Origin of the sequence: Roseixanthobacter psychrophilus (genome assembly GCF_043195195.1) — a bacterium.
Taxonomy (GTDB): domain Bacteria; phylum Pseudomonadota; class Alphaproteobacteria; order Rhizobiales; family Xanthobacteraceae; genus NCEH01.
Genome location: NZ_JBAFWT010000001.1, coordinates 24,109 through 43,019, shown reverse-complemented (window position 1 = coordinate 43,019; position 18,911 = coordinate 24,109). Strand labels below are relative to the sequence as shown.

The window sequence follows — 18,911 nt, the reverse complement described above, 5'->3', positions numbered from 1 at the left end:
GGCACCGTGCCGGGGCCGCGCGTCGCCCGCAAGGGGGCGGTGGCCCGGCGCGGATGCGCCTTCTGTTCGTTCCCGTATTCACCCATGACGGAAGATACGCCCATCAAATCCCCTTGGAAGCGGCGGCCCGCCGCCCGCCCCCTCGCCGATCTGGTGGGGCCGTCCATTGCCGATCTGTGCGGCAAGGCGGGCTTTTCAGTGGTGGAAATCGTGACCCATTGGGACGAGATCGTCGGCCCCGCCCTGGCCCCGCGCTCGACGCCGGTGAAGCTGCAGTGGCCGCGCCAGGATGCCCGGCAGGCGAGCGAGCCGGCCACCCTGGTGGTGCGGGTGGAAGGCGCCTATGCCATTGAGCTGCAATATGCCGCGCCCGTGGTGATCGATCGCATCAATGCCTATTTCGGCTGGCGCTGTGTCGGCCGGCTGGTGCTGCGGCAGGGCCCGGTGCCCCAGCGCCATAGCGGCCCGCCGCCACGCGTGGAGCCGGAACCCGAGGCGTTGGCGCAGGTGCGCGGCACGCTCGGCACGTTCGAGGACGAGGCGCTCGGCGCCTCTTTGGCGCGCCTCGGTGCGCTGGTGCGGCGTGAGCGCCGCAAGGCCTGATCGCGTCCTGATCGTTAAATGTTGATCATGGCGACCGCCGTGGGGGATTGGCGCCCTCAGCGCGCCATGCTAGCGCGCTCCCTTGAACGCGAAGGCGCTGTCCCGGAGAACTCCATGTCGCTTCATCGTCGTACCTTTCTGCTGGGCGTGGGCCAGTTTGCCCTGAGCGTTGCCCTCGCCGGCCCCCTGCTCCAGCTTTCCGGGATGCTTCCTGGCCTGTCGGAGGGCGCGCTCGCCCAGTCGCCGGCGCAAGGCCAGACCGTCGACCCGGCCAAGCTCAATGCGCCCGCCGCCACTCCGCTGCCCGAACAGGCGATGGGCAAGGCGGATGCGCCCGTGACCATCATCGAATATGCCTCGCTGACCTGCAGCCATTGCGCGGCGTTCCACACCGGCACCTTCCCGGTGCTGAAGGAAAAATACATCGACACCGGCAAGGTGCGCTACATCCTGCGGGAATTCCCGTTCGATCCGGTCGCCACCGCCGCCTTCATGCTGGCGCGCTGCATGCCCGCCGACAAATATTTCCCCATGGTGTCCTCGCTATTCGAGACTCAGCGCAGCTGGGCGTTCGGCAACAATCCGGCCGAGGGGCTGATGCGCGTCGCCAAGCAGGCGGGCATGAGCGAGGCGGATTTCGAGAAGTGCCTGTCCGACAAGGACCTGGCGGAGAAGATTCAGGCCGGCACCCAGTACGGCAACAAGGAGCTGGGCGTTGATTCCACCCCCACCTTCTTCATCAACGGCAAGAAGGTCTCGGGCGCCATGAGCCCGGAGCAGCTGGAAAAGGAACTGGCGCCGCTGCTCGCCGGCAAATGAACGCCACACAAGTGAGGGCGCAAAACGCACGCCGTCCACAGCGCGCGCCGTTGACATTGCGGCGCGCGCCCCTTATCGAACCGGCTCGATCCAATACATTGTGTCGACGAGCCGCGCGGTGAAGCCGCGCCGCGGTCGGCCGAAGGCAGTAGGTTATGAAGATCCGCAACTCTCTCAAGTCGCTCATCGGCCGTCACCGGGACAACCGTCTCGTGCGCCGCAAGGGCCGCGTCTACATCATCAACAAGACCCAGAAGCGCTATAAGGCCCGCCAGGGCTGAGCGTTTTTCGCCCCTACGGGGGCGAAGCTCTCTTCATCGAGATGAGTTGATCGCGCCGCTCCCCCCGAAAGGGGTGGGGCGGTTGACGCTTTATGCGCGCCGTCTCACACTTTGCCGATGATGATGCGCGATCTGCCGCCTTTTTGTTCCTCCCCGACCCGGCCCCGGCGTCGTCTTGCGCTGGCGTTGGTGCTGCCGCTGGTGCTCGCCGGAACCGGCGTGGGCCTTGCCCAGACCACCGGCGAGAAGCCTTCGTCCGCGCCGAATGCCGCGCCTCCCAATGCCGCGCCGAAGGATGGCGTGGGCGAAAACGCCCCCGCCCGGCCCAAGCTGCCGCGCGACCGACGGGTGCAGCTCGATGCCATGTTCGAGGCCTTGCGCCTGGCACCGGACGATGAGACCGCCACAGCATTGGGCGGCCGGATCGAGGCCATGTTCGCCCAGTCCGGCAGTCCTTCCGCCGACCTGCTGATGTCGCGCGCGGAGGCCGCCACGCAGGCTAAAGAGTATGATCTTGCTTTGGAATTGCTCGGCACGGTGATCGAGGCCAATCCCGATTTCATCGCCGCCCGCAGCCGCCGCGCCACCATCTATTATCTCCAGGACAATTATCCCGCCGCGCTCGCCGATGTGGGGGAAGTGCTGACGCGGGAGCCGCGGCATTATTCCATGCTGCTCGGCCTCTCCCTGATCATGCGGGAGATTGGCGACGACACCAGGGCTTTGGAGGCGGCACGGCGGGCTTTGTCGGTCAATCCGCACCTCACCGCAGCCAAAGACATTGAAACCGAGCTGAAGGAAAAGGTGGAGGGGCGGGATATCTAGCCCCGCCGCCGCGCCTGTGATCGGGCCGAATGTTTCATGTGAAACATCCGGACGGCGAAGAAGAACCGGGTGTTCTTGCGGCAATTTCTCATTGTTCGGGTCGTAATTTGCGGTTTTCCGCAGAAGTTCTGCATGGCGAACAAATCAGCGCGGGCGAGATAATCGCGCGCGAATGAATTGCGGCGGCGAGCCCCGCGGTGCCGGATGCGCAGGGCGCGTACTCCAACCCAAAATCACACTAGAATACCTGCGAAATAGGCTTCCGCCGCCGCGAGGTCGGTGGCGCCCGCCGCGAGCCCGACATAGCCGTCCGGCCGCACCACCCAGAGGCCCTCAAGGCCGATCGGCGGCGCGCGATGCTCCACCAGGTCGCCGAACGCGGCCGCGAGCACGCCGGCCGCGTTCCCCGCCGCGATCAGGGCGAAGCGCGGGGTCGCCCCGGCGCCGATCGGGGATGCGTTCATCTCAAGCTGGGGCCAGCGCTCGCCCGCCTTGGGGGCATCGCCATGGGGTGCATGGGGCGCTGTCACCGACAGCGGGCTATGGGGATAGGCGATCTCCAGCTCGGTGAGGCTCAGGGAGGCGCGCCGCTGCACCTGGGACAAGCCGAGCACCACGTGGGCGGCGAAATTGCGCACCGCCTGGGCCACCGGATTGCGCATTACCGCCATCTCGGTCATGCGCGTGGCATTGCGCAGCACCATCTCGCCGACGGCGCTACGCTCGATGGAATAGCTGTCCAGCAGCGCCGGCCGGGCCAGCCCATGGGCCACCAGCGCCAGCTTCCAGCCGAGGTTGAAGGCATCCTGCATGCCGGTGTTCATGCCCTGGCCGCCGGCCGGGCTGTGGATGTGGGCGGCGTCGCCCGCGAGGAACGCCCGGCCGAGGCTGTAATCCTTCACCTTGCGCTCGTTGATGCGGAAATTCGCCAGCCAGAACGGATCGTGCATGCGGATGCCGCCGGGGCCGCGCGTGTCCACCAGGGCCTGCACCTCGGCGAGGGAGGGATCGGGCCGCACCGCGCCGTGCGCCGGCCCGAGGTCCGCCACCACGCGATAGCGGCCGCCCGCGATGGGGAAGAACGCCAGGATCCCGTCGGCATGCCAGAAGATGTCGAGCTTGTCGGGGACCAGCCCTTCGAGATGCACGTCCGCCAGCACCCAGTCGCTGGGCTGGGTGGTGCCGGTGAAGTCCATGCCCAGCGTATGGCGCACGAGGGAATGGGCGCCGTCGCAACCGACGATCCAGTCCGCCTCCACCGCTTCCTCGCCGCCGGCGGCATCGCGCAAGGTGGCGGCGACGCCATCGCTGGTCAGGGTGAAGGCGGCAAGCTCGGTGGAGCGCTCCACGCTTACGCCAAGCGATTCGAGATGGGTTTCCAGCAGCCGCTCGGTCTCGCTCTGCGGGATCATGACGGCGGCGGGAAAAGGGCTCTCCGCCTCGTCGAAATTGATCTCGCCGATCAGCGAATCGCCGTGGGAGATGCGGGCGCCGTACACTTCCATGCCGGAGGCGATGAAATCGCGGGCCGTTCCGGTACGGGCCAGCAGTTCCAGCGACCGGCTCCAGAGCACCAGGGCCTTGGATTTGTCGGTGCGCTCGGCCGCCTTGTCGACAATCCGCACCGGCACGCCGTATCGCGCCAGTTCGCCGGCCAGGGTCAGCCCGACCGGCCCCGCGCCCGCAATCAGAACACGTCCCACCTGAGCCATGTTGCGTCTCCCTGAACCGGGTGCTTGCGCTGTTGCCTCGCGCCGCAGATTTGGAAGACGTACCACGCCCTTGGGCGGCCCCGCCAATTGGCGGCTAGCTCGGCGCTATTTTCCGCGGCTCGCCGGGTTGGGCGGGGGCATGGGCATGGGGGCGCCGAGGGGCGGCAGCGCTGTCGCGCCCCCCGGGCTGGACTGGTTGGCCTCGGTCAATTGCACGGTCCAACCGCGCTGCTCCTTGGTGTCCACCTCCAGGAAGCCGGCCCGGTCGAAGCCGCGCGCGAGGCAATCCTCCACCCCGCGAATGGTGAATTCCTTGTCGCGGGTGCACATATAGGCCTTGCCCGCCCATTCCCCGCCCAGGTCGTAATCCACCGCATAAAGATAATAGAAGCGCGCCACGAGGTCGCCGCGCAGCAGGGTCTCGCAGGAATTCGCGGCCACGTTCCACCAGCCCTCGGTGGTCCAGACATCGTTTTCCTTATAGCCGATGGCGACACCGATGCGGCTCGGGGTGCGGTTGCACAAGCGGAAGTCGGCCGCCGCCGGGCTCGCGCTCGCGGTCAGCGCACCGGCTGCCAGCACGGCGAGAAGCGCCAGGGCGCACAGGCCGCGCCGGAAACCGGGAGATCCATTCGAAGCGAACGGTCGAGGGAACACCATGGGCTGCGCTGTTAGCCTTCGTTCGGCAGGGGCGTCAATGGAGGATGCTCAAGTGAAGCATCAAGGCCGCGTTTTCGGGCGTGATCGGGGCCAAAGCGAGGCGGATCACCCCCGCCGCCTCGGCCGCGCCACCCAAAGGCCCAGCAGGACCAGCCCCATGCCCGCCCCCTGGAGCACGCCCAGCGCCTCGCCCAGCACCAGCCAGCCCAGCGCCGCCGCCGACACCACCTCCAGGAAGAACACCAGCGCCGCATAGACCGGCGGCACCACCGAGAGCCCCACCGCCATCAGGCCTTGGCCGCCCACTTGGCTCACCAGGGCAAGGCCCAGCAGCGCGGCGGCCCCGGAGGCGCTGGCGGGAATGAGGGTGGGCTCCGCCGCCAGCGCCACGATAAACAGGATCAGCGTGGTGGCGGCTGTGGAGACCAGGGTGACGGCGCCCGCACCCCGGGTGCGCCGCGCCCGTTCCACCGCCAGGAAATAGGCGGCGAAGAACAGCGCGGTCACAAGCCCTGCTGCATCGCCCATGAGATGCGCCGGCTCCAGGCGAAAGCTGTGCCCGACCAGCGCGGCGGCGCCGGCGAGGCACAGCACCAGCCCGGCGAGGGTGGCGCGGGCGATGGCGGCGCGCAGCACCAGCCAGGCGAACAAGGTGACCCACACCGGCGCGGTGGTGGCGAGCACGGCGGCATTGGCGACGCTGGTGCCGAGAATGGCCAGATGCCAGAAGATTAAATCGCCGGCGAAGAACACCCCGGCCAGCAGCGAGGCGCGGTCGGCGGTGAGCGCCCGGCGCCCGTCCGCCGCGAGCGCCCAGGCGAACAGCACCGGAAGGGCGAGCGCGGTGCGCCAGAAAGCGCTGGCGAACGGGCCGACATCGGCCAGCCGCACGAACAGCACCGACGCCCCCATGGCGAAGGCGCCGACCACCAAAGCGGCGATACCGAAGGCGCGCCGCAGCGGCGGCGGCGCCTGTTCCAGGGCCTGCGCGTGTTTCAGTGCCGGCGCATTTTTCGCCGGCGCATTTTTCTTGGGCGGCATCACGCGGCGCTCCCGCTCAAGGGGAGGGGTGCCGTGGCGGATTCGGCGTGCGGCGGGGCGAATGGCATGACCCTCGGGGTCCTTGCGCTCCGCATGCCGGTACGCCACATGAAGCCGACAAAAGGACAAAACGCCATGAGCACGCAGCTTCCAAATCCCACCCCGCAGGGCGGCGCCACCTCATTGTCGGAGCCGGAGCGCGAGCGGCTGGAAGCTGCTGCCTTTCGCCGGCTCGTGGAGCATCTGCGTGGGCGCACCGATGTGCAGAACATCGATTTGATGAACCTCGCCGGCTTCTGCCGCAACTGCCTCTCCAATTGGTATCTCGACGCCGCCGAGGCGCAGGGCCTGCCGGTGAGCAAGGCGCAGAGCCGCGAAGCGGTCTATGGCATGCCCTACGAGGAATGGAAAAGCCGCTATCAGACCGAGGCGACGCCCGAGCAGGCGGCCGCCTTCAAGCCCCCGCACGACGGCCATTGAGAGCCGACGCGCCGGCCCTTCGGCCCGCGTGGCGTTTGAGCGAAGCGCGCTACCATAAGGCGCGCCTGCGCACGGCAGGGGATTGGGAGGATTGCGGGGACAGCGGGTTGACTGCGACGGCGTCCTGCGCCCTGTATCTTGCCCCTGATCCGCCCCCTGGATTGTTTGTGAGGTTGCACCACGTGTCGGAAGATGTATCGGACGCCCCGGCGGGCTTTGCCAAGGAACAGCTAAAATCCTTCATCGAGCGCGTGGAACGCCTTGAGGAAGAGAAGAAGGCCATTGCCGACGACATCAAGGACGTGTTCGCGGAAGCCAAGGCCAACGGCTTCGACGTGAAGGCGCTGCGCGCCATCCTGAAGATCCGCAAGGAAGACGTGGACGAGCGCAAGGAACACGAGGCGATCGTCGACCTCTATATGCAGGCCCTCGGCATCTTCTCCTGACATTGATTTCGCCCGAGGCGCCCGGCGCGGCGGTCCACCGGCCGGCGCCCCGCATGCCGACGAGCGACGCGGTTGCCCGCGCGCGGCGATTTGCGCGAAATCGCGATGTCGCCCCCTCCCGCTTTACCTGCCCTTAAGTCCGCGCCGCGACACTGCCCCCATCGTAAGCGTTGCGTATGGGTTGCGTCATGAATGTGGTGCGTAAAGGGGCGCCCCGAGGGGCGCCCCGTCTATCCCGGGCGGCCCTCGCGGCAGTGCCGGATCTGGAACTCGACCGCGTGCTGGTGGGCGATTGCATCGCCGCCATGAACGCCTTGCCGGCCAACAGCGTCGATCTCGTGTTCGCCGATCCGCCGTACAATCTCCAGCTCCAGGGCGAGCTGAAGCGGCCCGACGAAAGCCGCGTCGATGCGGTGAACGACCATTGGGACCAGTTCGAGAGCTTCGCCGCCTATGATTCCTTCACCAAGGCCTGGCTCGCCGCCGCGCGGCGGGTGCTCAAGCCCTCCGGCACGCTGTGGGTGATCGGCTCCTACCACAACATCTTCCGCGTCGGCGCGACCATGCAGGATCTCGGCTTCTGGATCCTCAACGACGTGATCTGGCGCAAGACCAATCCCATGCCGAATTTTCGCGGCCGGCGCTTCACCAATGCCCATGAGACGCTGATCTGGGCCGCGCGCGACGCCGACGCCCGCAATTATGTGTTCAATTACGAGGCGCTGAAGGGCGGCAACGAGGATACGCAGGTGCGATCCGACTGGCTGTTTCCCCTGTGCACCGGTCCTGAGCGGCTGAAGGACGAGAACGGCCGCAAGACCCACCCGACCCAGAAGCCCGAAGCCCTGCTCGCGCGCATCATGCTCGCCGCCTCGCGGCCCGGCGATGTGGTGCTGGACCCGTTCCTCGGCTCGGGCACCTCGGCGGCGGTGGCCAAGCGCCTGGGCCGGCATTATCTCGGCATCGAGCGCGACACGACATATGCGGCGGCGGCGGAAAAGCGCATCGCCGCCGTCGTCCCGCTGCCCGATTCCGCGCTCGCCGCCCCGCCGAGCGCGCGCGAAGCCCCGCGCGTCGCCTTCTCGGCGCTGGTGGAGCGCGGGTTGGTGACGCCCGGTGTCGAACTCACCGATTCCAAGGGCCATGTGCGCGCCGTGGTGCGCGCCGACGGCACCATCGCCCTTACCGGCATGGCGGGGGCGCCGACCGTGGGTTCGATCCACCGCATGGGCGCGCTCGCCCAGGGGGCGGAAGCCTGCAATGGCTGGACCTTCTGGCATGTGGAGCAGGAAGGCCGGCGCCATCCGATCGACGTGCTGCGCGCCCGCCTGCGCGCGGAAATGGGCATCCGCTCGGAATAGGCGCCAGCGCCTCGCGAAGCTTCGCAACAGACAGCCGGCCCCGGACGCACCGGGGCCGTTTTGCGTTTTACACCGGCCCGCCCATCTCCTCCAGGGCGCCGAGCGATTCGGGCAGGATCTGCCCGCCATCCACCACCATGCCCTGGCCGGTGATGTAGCCGGCTTCCTCGCTGGCGAAGAACAAGGCGGCGTTGGCGATATCGTCCACGCTGCCGAGCCGCTTGAAGGGGATGGAGGCTTCCATCTTGGCAATATAGTCCGGGCCAAGGCCGTCCAGGCCCTCGGTGCGGATATTGCCGGGCATCACCGCATTCATCGTGATGCCCCAGGGCGCCAGCTCGATGGAAGCGGTGCGCATGAAGCCCATTTGCGCGGCCTTCGAGGCGCCATAATGCGCCCAGCCGGGATAGCCGGTGATCGGCCCGGTGATGGAGGAGGTGAGCACGATGCGCCCCCATTTCCGCGCCTTCATATGCGGCAGCACGGCCGACACCGACAGGAACGTGCCCTTCACATTGGTGTCCATGACCAGGTCGAAATCATCGCCCGTCATCACGTCGAGCTTGGCGGCGGGAAAGATGCCGGCATTGGCGCACAAGACGTCGATGCTGCCATAGCGCTCCAGCGCCGCGGCGGCGAAGGCGCGGCAGTCGTCCGCCTTGGTGACGTCGGCCGCAAACCCCGAGGCATGGGCGCCGATTTCTGTGGCAACCGATGTGGCTTCTTCCAACTTTCGCGACACCACCAACACATTGAGCCCGGCCGCGCCGAAGCGCTTCGCGATGCCGCGCCCGATGCCCTTGCTGCCGCCGGTGACGATGACGGTACGTCCTGCGAGCGCTTTGAACATGCGCTTCTCCTGCTGATCTGGATAGGTTTTACGGCTCCGGCCGCGAGGGCGGCGCGGCGGCGGCGGGCGCTTGGTCCCGCGGTGCGAAGCGAAGAATGCGCTGCAAAAAAAATGTTGTAAAGCCCACGAAACAGGGCTTAACATCCAACATAGTCCAACAAGAAGTCCAACATTCCTCCGGCGCAGCGACCGGCCTTCCGAGCCCCTCGGACGGCACCGGCACCGCTATGCCGACGGGACCGGCGGACCTGAGATTGGGCGCGAAATCAAAACCACCAGACCATTCCAGAGGATTTCCCATGACCATTTCCAGACGGTCCGTGCTGAAGGGCATGGCGGCCGGCGGCCTTGCGATGGCGGGCGGCCCGTTCGCCATGACCGGTTCCGCCTTCGCGGCGCGCGAGAAGGAACTGAACATCCTGTGCTGGGAGGGCTATAATTCCGCCCAGGTGCTGGACCCGTTCCGCAAGAAGACCGGCGCCACGGTGAAGGCGGAAAGCCTCACCAACGATCCCACCATGATCAACCGCCTGCGCGCCGGCGAAATCAATGTGTGGGACCTGATCAACGTCAACAATCCCTGGGCCCGCAAGGTGATGTGGCCGGAGAAGCTGATCAAGCCGCTCCCCAAGGATGAGTTCGAGCCGTTCTTCGCGAAGATGCTGCCCATGTTCAAATGGCCCTACAAATGGGCCATGAGCGACGACGGCAAGGAATTGCTTGGCTCGATCCAGCGCTTCGGGCCCTATTCCTTCGTGGTCAACACCAAGAAGATCGACCGCAAGACCGCCGAGACCACGGGCTGGGACCTGTTCAACGATCCCAAGCTGTCCGGCAAATACGGCATCTTGGAATCCGACGACTGGAACGTGTTCAACATCTTCCTGGTGGCCGGCATCGACCCGTTCAAGGTCCACACGCCGGAGGAACTCGCCAAGTTCGAGGAGACGGCGAAGAAGGTGTTCAAGGGCGCCAAGCTGATCGGCGACATCGCCACCATGAACCAGGCGCTGGTGTCGGGCGAGATCGATTTGCATCTCACCGGCGGCACCTATTCGGTCTCGGCGGCGCGCGCCGACGGCTATCCCGAACTGCGCGGCATCACCCCGCTCAAGGGCCCGCTGCCCGGCGGCAAGGGCGGCGTGTCCTGGATCGAGGTGACGTCCACGGTCAACAATCCCAACCCCACCCCGCTGGCGGTGGAATTCCTCAAATATGTCCAGGCGCCGGATGTGGCCCACGCGGTGGCGTTCGCCGAAGGCACGTTCAATCCGGTGGCCCAGATGGGCAATCCCGATTGCTACAAGCTGTTCACCAAGAAGGAGCTGGAAGCGATCCAGTGGGACAGCCTGGACGAGGAAATGGACCGCTCGGTCGAGTACGACATCGTGCCCGATTACGACAAGGCGCTCGATCTCATGAACGCCGCCAAGCGCGTGCGGGGGTAGGGGCTTAGGGCTCCCTGCGTGTTCCCGCTCCCTCTCCCGTACGCGGGGGGAGGGAGCGGGCGCGGCCGGAGAGCGCGCCACCCCGACTTTCACCCGCCTTGTCTTTCCGCCTGCCGAGACCCGCGATGACCCAAGAAGCCGCGCCGAAACTGCCCATCCTGCAACTCGTCGGGGTGCGCAAGACCTTCAATGATTTCGTCGCCGTCGAGAGGATCGATCTCGACGTGATCGAAGGGGAATTCCTCACCATCGTCGGCCCGTCCGGCTCGGGCAAGACCACGCTGCTGCGCATGCTCGCGGGCATGGACCAGCCGAGCGAAGGCAACATCACCCTGCACGGCGAGCGCATCAACGAGGTGCCGCCCAACAAGCGGCCGACCTGCCTGGTGTTCCAGTCGCTGGCGCTGTTTCCCCACAAGAGCGTGGGCGACAACATCGAGTTTCCGCTCAAGGTGCGCGGCGTCGATGCCAAGACGCGCAAGGCCCGCGCGCTCGAACTGATGCGCGTGGTGCGTCTGCCGGAAAGCTATCATTCCAAGAATGTCATGAAATGCTCGGGCGGCGAGCGCCAGCGTGTGGCGCTGGCCCGCGCGCTCGCCTATGACCCGGAAGTGCTGTTCTTCGACGAGCCGCTGTCCGCCATCGACTACAAGTTGAAGAAGGTGCTGGAGAAGGAATTGAAGGATCTCCACAAGGAGACCGGCAAGACCTTCATCTACATCACCCATTCGCTGGAAGAGGCGATGGTGATGTCGGACCGCATCGGCGTCATGCGCGCCGGCCGCCTGGTGCAGGTGGGCACGCCGGAACAGATCTATAATCATCCCGTGGACCGCTTCGTGTCCGAATTCGTCGGCGAGGTGAACGTCATCGAGGTGAAGAAGGAGCAAGACGGCGCCCCCTGGCGCGGGGTCGACGTGCCCGGCGCCTTCCATGTGCGCCCGCCGGAAGAGGATGCCGAAGCGGACCACGCGTTCGTGGTGATCCGGCCGGAATATCTGCGCTTCCTCGGCGCGGGAGACACGGCCCAGAACAGCCTGAAGGGCACTGTTTATAACGAATATTCGCTCGGCTCGCGGATCCAGTATCAGGTGCGCGTGGGCGAGAAGGTGATGCTGGTGGAGCTGTCGCGCTCCAAGGCCCTGCCGATTGCCGCCGACCGCAGCGTCACGGTGGGCTGGGATGCCGCCGATGCCATCACGGTGCGGGCCTGAGCCATGGCGGATACCTCGCTCTCCCACCCCGCGGCCCCCGTCTCGCTTGAGGCCGCGCCGGCCGCGCCCACCAAGCGCGACACGCTGCTTTCGCTCGGCGCGCGCTGTTCGCTGCCGGTGATCGCGCTACTGGCGATCGGCTTCGTGGCGCCGCTCATTGCCATCTTCGCCTATTCCTTCGCAAGGCCCCGCACCTTCGAAGTCTTCCGCTCCTTCACGCTGGTGAATTATGCGGAGATCTTCAATGGCAGCAACACGGTGTGGCTGTCCTTCCTGTGGTCGCTGGGGTTCGCGTTCGCCACCTGCGCCTTGCTGGCGGTGATCGCCTATCCCATCGCCTATGGCCTCAACCGCGTGTTCGGGAAATGGTCGTCGCTGGTCTCCATCCTGTTCGTGTTTCCCCTGTTCGTGTCGGAGAATGTGCGGCTCTACGGCTGGGTGCTGTTCTTCATCAAGAACGGCGTGCTGGACGGCACTTTGAAGATGCTCGGCTTCGAGGGCGGGCCGCAGATCTTGTTCCAGCCGCCGATGATCCTGGCCGGCATGCTCTATGTGTATCTGCCCTTCATGCTGTTTCCCATGACCCTCGGCCTTGCCATGGTGCCGCGCGATTTGATCGATGCGGCGCGCGATCTCGGCGCCAACCGCTGGCAGATCTGGCGCGAGGTGGAAGTGCCGCTCGCCATGCCCGGCATCCTCATCGGCATGCTGCTGACCTTCGTGCTCGGCATCGGCGCGGTGGCGGAGGCGAAGATCCTCGGCGGCCAATCGGTCATCGTCATCTCCCACGATATCGAAATCGCCTTCACCTATTCGCAGAACTGGCCGCTCGGCTCGGCGCTGGCGGTGGTGGTCACAGTCTTCATCGGCGCGCTCACGCTTGCGGTGTTCTCGCGCCTCGATCTCGATCGTCTGCTGGGGAGGCGCTGAGCCATGGAACAGGAAAAGGCCCGCACGCGCCTCTTCATCTGGCTTTGGACCGCCTTCGTCGTGGTCCTGCTGTATTTGCCCATCGCCTGCGGGGCGCTGGCAAGCTTTTCCAAGGGCCGTTACTTCGCCTTCCCGATCCGCGCCTTCACCTCCGAATGGTGGGAAAAGACGGTGGATTCCATCGAGATCGGCATGATCGTCCAAACCTCGCTGCTGGTGGCGGCGCTGGTCACGGTGATTTCGGTGGTGGTCGCCTTCTTCGGTGCGCTGGCGTTTGCCCGCTATGATTGGAAGGGCCGGCGGCTGTTCCAGAAGATCGTCATCCTGCCGATCTTCTTCCCCCAGCCGGTGCTCGGGCTGGCGCTGCTGCTGTGGTTCAGCGCCATCGGCGTGCCCACCTCCTGGATGACGGCGGTGTTCGCCCATCTGGTGTGGATCGTGCCGGTGGTGACCTTGGTGATCGCGATCCAGGTCTACAGCTTCGATCCCTCGCTGGAGGAAGCCGCGTTCGATCTCGGCGCCAGCCGCTGGCAGGTGATGCGCGAAGTCACGCTGCCCATCCTGTGGCCCGGCATCTGGTCCGGCGCTCTGTTCGCGTTCTTGCTCTCCTGGGGCAATTTCCCGCTCTCGCTCTATACGGCGGGCGCGGATTCCACGGTGCCGAAATGGCTCTATTCCAAGATGGTGGCGGGCTATACGCCCATGGTGCCGGCGCTTGGAACCATGAGCACGCTCGGCGCCGCCAGCGCGCTGCTGCTCGGTGGGCTGGTGCTGTGGCTGCTGCGGCGGCGGGCTGTGGCATGAGCGAGGAACCGACCCCGGGTGCGGGCGAGCGGGTCAAGCTCTCCAAGAAGGATCGCCATGCGCGCATCCTCGCGGAGATGCGGACCAATTCCACCTTGCGGGTTTCGGAGCTGGCGGGGGAACTCGACGTCTCCACCGAGACCATCCGGCGCGATTTGTTCGAGCTGGGCGAGCGCGGGCTCATCAACCGCACCTATGGCGGGGCGGTGCGCCCGCTCGGCATCGAGCCGTCGGTCGCCGAGCGCCATCGCATGCTGGTGGAGGAGCGCGAGGCGATCGCCGCCGCCACGGTGAAATTCCTGCGCCCCAACGAGGTCGTGGCCATCGGCGCCGGCGCGACCACCACACACGTCGCCCGCCGCATGGCGGCGGAGTGCCGGGACATCACGGTCATCACCCATTCGTTCTCGGTGGCGACGGTGCTGGCGCCGAACCCCACCATCTCCGTGCTCATGTGTCCCGGCCGCTATGACGGGCGCGAGGGCATGATCGCGGGGGCGGAAACCATCGAGTTCCTGCAATCCTACAACGCCAATTGGGCGATCCTCGGCGCCACCGGCATCACCGCCGAGGGCTTCTCGGACGCCGAGGCGGCCGCCGCCTCGGTCTATAAGGCGATGATGCACCGGGCGGTGCAGACCATCGCGGTGGCCGATCATTCCAAATTCGATCAGCAAGCGCTCGCCATCTGGGGGCGCTGGGCCGATGTGGGCCGGCTTGTCACCGACGAAGTGCCGGGCGGCACCATCGCCCGCGCCCTGCAGCGCGCGCGGGTCGACGTCATTGTGGCGCGCAAGCGCGGCGCCTGAGGAAGAAAGCCATGTGGCAGGAAAAAACGCCCGACCGGCGGGTGGAACTGGAGATCCAGGGCCATCGCATCGTCGCCTATGAATTCGGCACCGGGCCCGAGGTGGTGCTGTTGCTGAACGGCGGGCCGGGCCTGCCGTGCGATTATATGCGCGAGGCCCACAGCTTCCTTGCCGATCATGGTTTCCGCGTGGTGGCGTTCGACCAATTGGGCTGCGGCGCCTCCGACCGGCCGACCGATCCCGCGCTGTGGAGCATCACGCGCTATGTCGCGGAGGTGGAGGCGGTGCGGCAGGCGCTGGGGCTCGGCCAAGTGCATCTCGCCGGCCATTCCTGGGGCGGCTGGCTCGCCATCGAATATGCACTCACTTACCCCGACGCGGTGAAGAGCCTGCTGCTGGAGAATACCGCCGCCGACCTGCCCCATCTGATGGGCGAATTGCATCGCCTGCGCGATGCGCTGGGCGCGGAGACCTCCGCCATGCTGGCCCGGCACGAGGCCGACGGCACGCTCAATCATCCCGAATATCAGGGCGCCATCACGGTGCTGAATTATCGCCATGTGTGCCGGCTGATGGACTGGCCGGCGCCCGTGATGCGCTCGCTGGCCGATTGGAACATGGCCCCCTATGAGGCCATGCAGGGGCCGAACGAGTTCCTCTATATCGGCAATCTCAAGGACTGGTCGCGCCTCGCCGATCTGCCGCAGATCAAAGTGCCGGTGCTGATCCTGGTGGGCGCCCATGACGAGCAGACCCCCGCCTGCGCCGCCCGTATGAAAGGGCAATTACCACAGGCGGAACTGCACGAATTCCCCCATTCCAGCCATATGCCGGCCTATGAGGAGCCGCAGGCGCACGGCGCGGTGCTGCTGTCCTTTCTCCAGCGCGTGGCGCAAGGGGTGAACGCATGAGCAAGTCGCACTGGAAGCAGCGCAACCGCTCGCTCTATTACGCCACCGCCCCCGCGCCGGACGATCCCGTTCTCGATCCCGCCACCACGGCGCTGCTCGTGATCGACGTGCAGAACACCTATCTGGAGCGGCCGGCGCGCGCGGGTTTGAGCGGGGCGGAGCTTGCCCATTTTGATGCCTGGACGCCGTTCCACGACCGCATGCACGCCCAGGTGATCCCCGGCATTGCCGAAGCGCTCAAGCTGTTTCGCGCCAAGGGCATGGAGGTGCTGTTCGCCCGCATCGCGTGCCGCACCAAGGACGGGCGGGAACGCTCGCTCAGCCAGAAGAAGCCCGGCTTCAATAATCTTCTCCTGCCGAAGGATGAGCACGCCTCCCAGATCGTGCCGCAGCTTTCGCCGGTGGGGGATGAGATCGTCGTCACCAAGACCACCGACAGCGCGCTCACCGGCACGAACTTGCGGCTGATCCTGCACAATCTCGGCATTCGCACCGTGGTGTGCGTCGGCATTTTCACCGACCAGTGCGTTGCCTCCACCGTGCGCAGCCTGGCGGACGAGAGTTTCGACGTGGTGGTGTTGGAGGATCTGTGCGCCGCCGCGAGCCTCGACCTGCACACGCAGGAACTTGCGATCCTCAACATGATCTATTGCAACGTGATGGAGTTTTCCGAATTCGCGGCGTTGCTGGCGGCCCAGGAGACGGCGCGATGAGGGCGGGTGCGCGGCGCGCCGCGTGCGTCCGCTTGCACGAAAGGATCCTACAGGGGGAAGGTCCAGGCACACGCCATCGGACCAGAGGGAGAAATACCAGTGCTTTATGACGGCGGATTCCTGACCCGGCTTGAAGACGGCGTGCGCGGCGCGCTGCCGCGCTGGGACATCGCCCCGCAAACCGAACTGAAGCTGCTGACCATTTCGGAGAACGCCACTTTCCGCGCGAGCAACACCGGCACCGGCGGCGATCTGGTGTTCCGCGTCCACCGGCCCGAGTATCACACCCGCCGCGAGATCGAATCCGAGCTGGCCTGGATCGAAGCCCTGCGCGCCGAGGGCGGCATCCTCACCCCGCGGCCGATCCCGCTGCGGGACGGCGCGCTGATCGCCGATATCGACGATGCCGGCACCACGCGCCATGTGGTGGCGTTCGAATTCCTGTCGGGCAAGGAGCCGGACGAGGGCGACGATCTGGTGGGTTGGTTCGCAAAGCTCGGCGCCATCCATGCCGGCCTGCACGCCCAGGCCCGCGCCTGGCAGCGGCCGCAGGGCTTTACCCGCAAGGTCTGGGACTTCCGCTCCATGCTGGGTGATGCGCCGCTGTGGGGCGACTGGCGCGCCGGCCTCGGCCTCACGTCGCAGGGCCGCGCCACCTTGGAGAAAACCGCCCAGGTGCTGGAGCGCGAGCTTGCCGCCATCGGCACCGGTGGGGACAGTTTCGGCCTCGTCCATGCGGACCTGCGGCTCGCCAATCTGCTGGTGGACGGCGACAAGCTGGCGCTGATCGATTTCGACGACTGCGGCTTCTCCTGGTTCCTCTATGATTTCGCCGCCGCCATCTCGTTCATCGAGCACGAGCCTTATGTGCCCGCGCTGATGGACGCCTGGATCGCCGGCTATCGCACCCGCTTGCCCCTGGCGGACGCGCAGGCCGCGCACTTGCCGGTGTTCATCATGCTGCGCCGCATGCTGCTGACCGCCTGGATCGCCTCCCATGCCGAGACGCCGACGGCGCAGGCCATGGGCATTCCCTACACGGACGGCACGGTCGCTCTTGCCGAAGCCTTCCTTTCCGCCCGCGTGTGACGCGTTCCGGCCGCGTGCCGGGACAGCCAAGAGAACCGGAAACAAGCCCATGAAGACCCAGCAGATCCTGTCTCTCAATGCCTTCCAGCCGGGGGAAACCGCAGGGCTTTCGGATGATGTGGCGGTGCTGGTGGAGCGCCGCCGGCGCAGCTTCGGCGCCTCCTCCGTGCTGTTTTACCAGCAGCCGCTGCATGTGGTCAGCGCGTCCGGCGCGACGATCCGTACGGCGGATGGGGCGGACTATCTCGACTTCTACAATAATGTCCCCTCGGTGGGCCATTGCCACCCCAAGGTGGTGGAGGCGGTGCAGAAGCAGGTGGCGCTCTTAAACTGCCACACGCGCTATCTATTTGATAACGTCCATGATTATGCCGAGCGCCTGCTTGCCACCTTCCCGGTGCCGCTGTCCAATCTGGCGCTGACATGCACCGGCAGTGAGAGCAACGACCTTGCCTTGCGCATCGTCGCCATGGCCACCGGCGGCACCGGCTTCATCGTCACGCAGACCGCCTATCACGGCAATACGACCGCCGTGACCGAGGTTTCGCCCTCATCTTACAAGGTGGGCGCGCCGCCCAAATATGTGCGCACCGTGCCGGCGCCCGATCCGCGCACCTTCCCCGGCGATCTCGGCGCGGGCTTCGCCCAGGCGGTGCGCGCGGCCATCGCGGCGTTGGAGGCGGACGGGATCAAATTCGCCGGCCTGCTGGTGGACACCATCTTCTCCAGCGACGGCGTGTTCGCCGATCCCAAGGGCTTCCTGAAGGAGGCGGTGGATGCGGCGCACGCGGCCGGCGGCCTGTTCATCGCCGACGAGGTGCAGCCGGGCTTCGGCCGCACCGGCTCCGGCATGTGGGGCTTCGCGCGTCACGGCGTGGTGCCCGACGTGGTGACCATGGGCAAGCCCATGGGCAACGGCATTCCCATGGGCGGCGTGGTCACCCGGCCGGAATTGCTGAAGGGCTATTGCGACGCCTTCGGCTATTTCAACACGTTCGGCGGCAATCCGGTGGCGGCGGCGGCGGGCTTGGCCGTGCTCGACGTGATCGAGCAGGAGGGGCTGATCGCCCATGCGGCGCGGGTGGGCGGCCATATCACCGAGCGGCTGAAGGCGGCACGGGCGCGCTGCCCGGCGCTCGGAGAGGTGCGCGGGGCGGGGCTCTATCTCGGGGTGGACATCGTCGCGGACGGCGTCGCCGATGCGGCGGGCGCGACGGCGCTCATCAACGCCCTGCGCGACAAGCATATTCTCATCGGCGCGGCGGGGCCGCTCGGCAATGTGCTGAAGGTGCGCCCGCCGCTGTGCCTCACGCTGGCGCAGGCGGATGTGTTTGTCGATGCGGTGGAGGCGATCCTGCAAGCCTGATCCCTCAGAGGCGGTTGGAAAATGCCCCTCTCCCCCACGGGGAGAGGGGTTGCGCTGAGGCACATTGATGGGCCTTTGGGATAGGGCGCAATTCAAGGGGTGCGCGATATTTCTATTTGAGATGACGCGTTTAATAGATCGGATTTGAGATTTTTAACCTGCAAAGCCCGGTTTTGGACGGGCAGAGCGGCGCGTGTCACGGGAAAGCGGGAGCGTGCCGGCCGCCTGAATCGCGTGCCCGTTTATCGGCTCGACAGGGGGGCAGAGTTCGACTGCAATTGTGCATGCCCTTGCGGCCAAATATTGAGCTGAGTCAAGCATCCGTTAATGGTCTGCGGCGCATCTAATGACAAAGCTCTATTGAAGGCTGCGGGGATGATTAAAGCATGGGGCGTCAGCGATGCGCGGCATTCCTCTGCGGAGGCGCGCGTCGCTAGATTAATTCGGCGGCAAAACAAATGCAGCGATACGCTGGGCACAAAAGTCACTCTTGACCCCCCTGCGCTTCTTGCGCAGAACCCGTTCTGGCTCGGCGTGCGCGGCGACGTC

General features: G+C 66.3%; 21 protein-coding genes. 17 read left to right on the top strand and 4 right to left on the bottom strand.

Annotated features, from left to right (window positions below; genetic code table 11):
* Nucleotides 1-84: 84 nt before the first annotated feature.
* The 5 genes from V5F77_RS00205 to V5F77_RS00185 all read left to right on the top strand — a co-directional run bounded on the left by V5F77_RS00205 (nt 85) and on the right by V5F77_RS00185 (nt 2,704).
* A complete protein-coding gene (locus V5F77_RS00205; protein WP_429003298.1) occupies nt 85-603 on the top strand; it encodes a DUF721 domain-containing protein in 519 nt (172 codons plus the stop codon).
* A 114-nt stretch (nt 604-717) separates the two neighbouring features.
* Entirely contained in the window at nt 718-1,422 is a 705-nt protein-coding gene (locus tag V5F77_RS00200) for a DsbA family protein (RefSeq protein WP_429003297.1), read from the top strand.
* A 155-nt stretch (nt 1,423-1,577) separates the two neighbouring features.
* On the top strand, nt 1,578-1,703 hold the full coding sequence (gene ykgO, locus V5F77_RS00195; protein ID WP_429003296.1) for a type B 50S ribosomal protein L36: 126 nt from the start codon (nt 1,578-1,580) through the stop codon (nt 1,701-1,703).
* Nucleotides 1,704-1,892: 189 nt separating this feature from the next.
* A complete protein-coding gene (locus V5F77_RS00190) occupies nt 1,893-2,528 on the top strand; it encodes a tetratricopeptide repeat protein (RefSeq protein WP_429003667.1) in 636 nt (211 codons plus the stop codon).
* A gap of 29 nt (nt 2,529-2,557) precedes the next feature.
* Nucleotides 2,558-2,704, top strand: coding sequence for a hypothetical protein (locus V5F77_RS00185; protein WP_429003295.1), 147 nt, complete (start codon nt 2,558-2,560; stop codon nt 2,702-2,704).
* A gap of 57 nt (nt 2,705-2,761) precedes the next feature.
* Here V5F77_RS00185 and V5F77_RS00180 read toward each other — a convergent pair whose 3' ends face one another.
* The 3 genes from V5F77_RS00180 to V5F77_RS00170 all read right to left on the bottom strand — a co-directional run bounded on the left by V5F77_RS00180 (nt 2,762) and on the right by V5F77_RS00170 (nt 5,941).
* Nucleotides 2,762-4,240 carry an FAD-dependent monooxygenase gene (locus V5F77_RS00180; protein ID WP_429003294.1) on the bottom strand — a complete coding sequence of 493 codons (1,479 nt, stop codon included), beginning with the start codon at nt 4,238-4,240 and terminating at the stop codon, nt 2,762-2,764.
* 105 nt (nt 4,241-4,345) lie between these two features.
* A complete protein-coding gene (locus V5F77_RS00175) occupies nt 4,346-4,900 on the bottom strand; it encodes a DUF1036 domain-containing protein (protein WP_429003293.1) in 555 nt (184 codons plus the stop codon).
* A gap of 105 nt (nt 4,901-5,005) precedes the next feature.
* Nucleotides 5,006-5,941, bottom strand: a complete 936-nt coding sequence (locus tag V5F77_RS00170) for a DMT family transporter (RefSeq protein WP_429003292.1) — start codon at nt 5,939-5,941, stop codon at nt 5,006-5,008.
* A 135-nt stretch (nt 5,942-6,076) separates the two neighbouring features.
* Here V5F77_RS00170 and V5F77_RS00165 point away from each other — a divergent pair, with 135 nt between their 5' ends.
* The 3 genes from V5F77_RS00165 to V5F77_RS00155 all read left to right on the top strand — a co-directional run bounded on the left by V5F77_RS00165 (nt 6,077) and on the right by V5F77_RS00155 (nt 8,228).
* A complete protein-coding gene (locus V5F77_RS00165; protein ID WP_429003291.1) occupies nt 6,077-6,421 on the top strand; it encodes a DUF1244 domain-containing protein in 345 nt (114 codons plus the stop codon).
* 182 nt (nt 6,422-6,603) lie between these two features.
* The gene (locus V5F77_RS00160) at nt 6,604-6,867 is read left to right on the top strand and encodes a DUF2312 domain-containing protein (protein WP_348844337.1); all 264 of its coding nucleotides are present in this window, start codon (nt 6,604-6,606) and stop codon (nt 6,865-6,867) included.
* A gap of 188 nt (nt 6,868-7,055) precedes the next feature.
* Nucleotides 7,056-8,228 carry a site-specific DNA-methyltransferase gene (locus tag V5F77_RS00155; protein ID WP_429003290.1) on the top strand — a complete coding sequence of 391 codons (1,173 nt, stop codon included), beginning with the start codon at nt 7,056-7,058 and terminating at the stop codon, nt 8,226-8,228.
* 67 nt (nt 8,229-8,295) lie between these two features.
* On the opposite strand, the gene fabG is transcribed toward V5F77_RS00155, so the two are convergent.
* The gene (gene fabG / locus V5F77_RS00150; RefSeq protein ID WP_429003289.1) at nt 8,296-9,078 is read right to left on the bottom strand and encodes a 3-oxoacyl-ACP reductase FabG; all 783 of its coding nucleotides are present in this window, start codon (nt 9,076-9,078) and stop codon (nt 8,296-8,298) included.
* Nucleotides 9,079-9,377: 299 nt separating this feature from the next.
* Between fabG and V5F77_RS00145 the strand changes: the two genes are divergently transcribed.
* From V5F77_RS00145 to V5F77_RS00105, 9 genes are all read left to right on the top strand, one after another.
* Nucleotides 9,378-10,526, top strand: coding sequence for an ABC transporter substrate-binding protein (locus V5F77_RS00145; protein WP_429003288.1), 1,149 nt, complete (start codon nt 9,378-9,380; stop codon nt 10,524-10,526).
* A gap of 125 nt (nt 10,527-10,651) precedes the next feature.
* Complete coding sequence (locus V5F77_RS00140; protein WP_429003287.1) at nt 10,652-11,740, top strand: ABC transporter ATP-binding protein; 1,089 nt, start codon at nt 10,652-10,654, stop codon at nt 11,738-11,740.
* Between the two features lie 3 nt (nt 11,741-11,743).
* Nucleotides 11,744-12,670, top strand: a complete 927-nt coding sequence (locus V5F77_RS00135) for an ABC transporter permease (protein WP_429003286.1) — start codon at nt 11,744-11,746, stop codon at nt 12,668-12,670.
* Nucleotides 12,671-12,673: 3 nt separating this feature from the next.
* The gene (locus V5F77_RS00130) at nt 12,674-13,474 is read left to right on the top strand and encodes an ABC transporter permease (RefSeq protein ID WP_429003285.1); all 801 of its coding nucleotides are present in this window, start codon (nt 12,674-12,676) and stop codon (nt 13,472-13,474) included.
* A complete protein-coding gene (locus V5F77_RS00125) occupies nt 13,471-14,283 on the top strand; it encodes a DeoR/GlpR family DNA-binding transcription regulator (RefSeq protein ID WP_429003284.1) in 813 nt (270 codons plus the stop codon). Before V5F77_RS00130 ends, V5F77_RS00125 begins: the two co-directional genes overlap by 4 nt.
* A gap of 11 nt (nt 14,284-14,294) precedes the next feature.
* Nucleotides 14,295-15,194: a proline iminopeptidase-family hydrolase gene (locus tag V5F77_RS00120; RefSeq protein WP_429003283.1), complete on the top strand. Its 900-nt coding sequence runs from the start codon at nt 14,295-14,297 to the stop codon at nt 15,192-15,194.
* Nucleotides 15,191-15,907: a cysteine hydrolase family protein gene (locus tag V5F77_RS00115; RefSeq protein WP_429003282.1), complete on the top strand. Its 717-nt coding sequence runs from the start codon at nt 15,191-15,193 to the stop codon at nt 15,905-15,907. Before V5F77_RS00120 ends, V5F77_RS00115 begins: the two co-directional genes overlap by 4 nt.
* 99 nt (nt 15,908-16,006) lie before the next feature.
* The gene (locus V5F77_RS00110; RefSeq protein WP_429003281.1) at nt 16,007-16,996 is read left to right on the top strand and encodes a phosphotransferase enzyme family protein; all 990 of its coding nucleotides are present in this window, start codon (nt 16,007-16,009) and stop codon (nt 16,994-16,996) included.
* Between the two features lie 49 nt (nt 16,997-17,045).
* Nucleotides 17,046-18,362: an aspartate aminotransferase family protein gene (locus V5F77_RS00105; protein ID WP_429003280.1), complete on the top strand. Its 1,317-nt coding sequence runs from the start codon at nt 17,046-17,048 to the stop codon at nt 18,360-18,362.
* Nucleotides 18,363-18,911 lie beyond the last annotated feature (549 nt).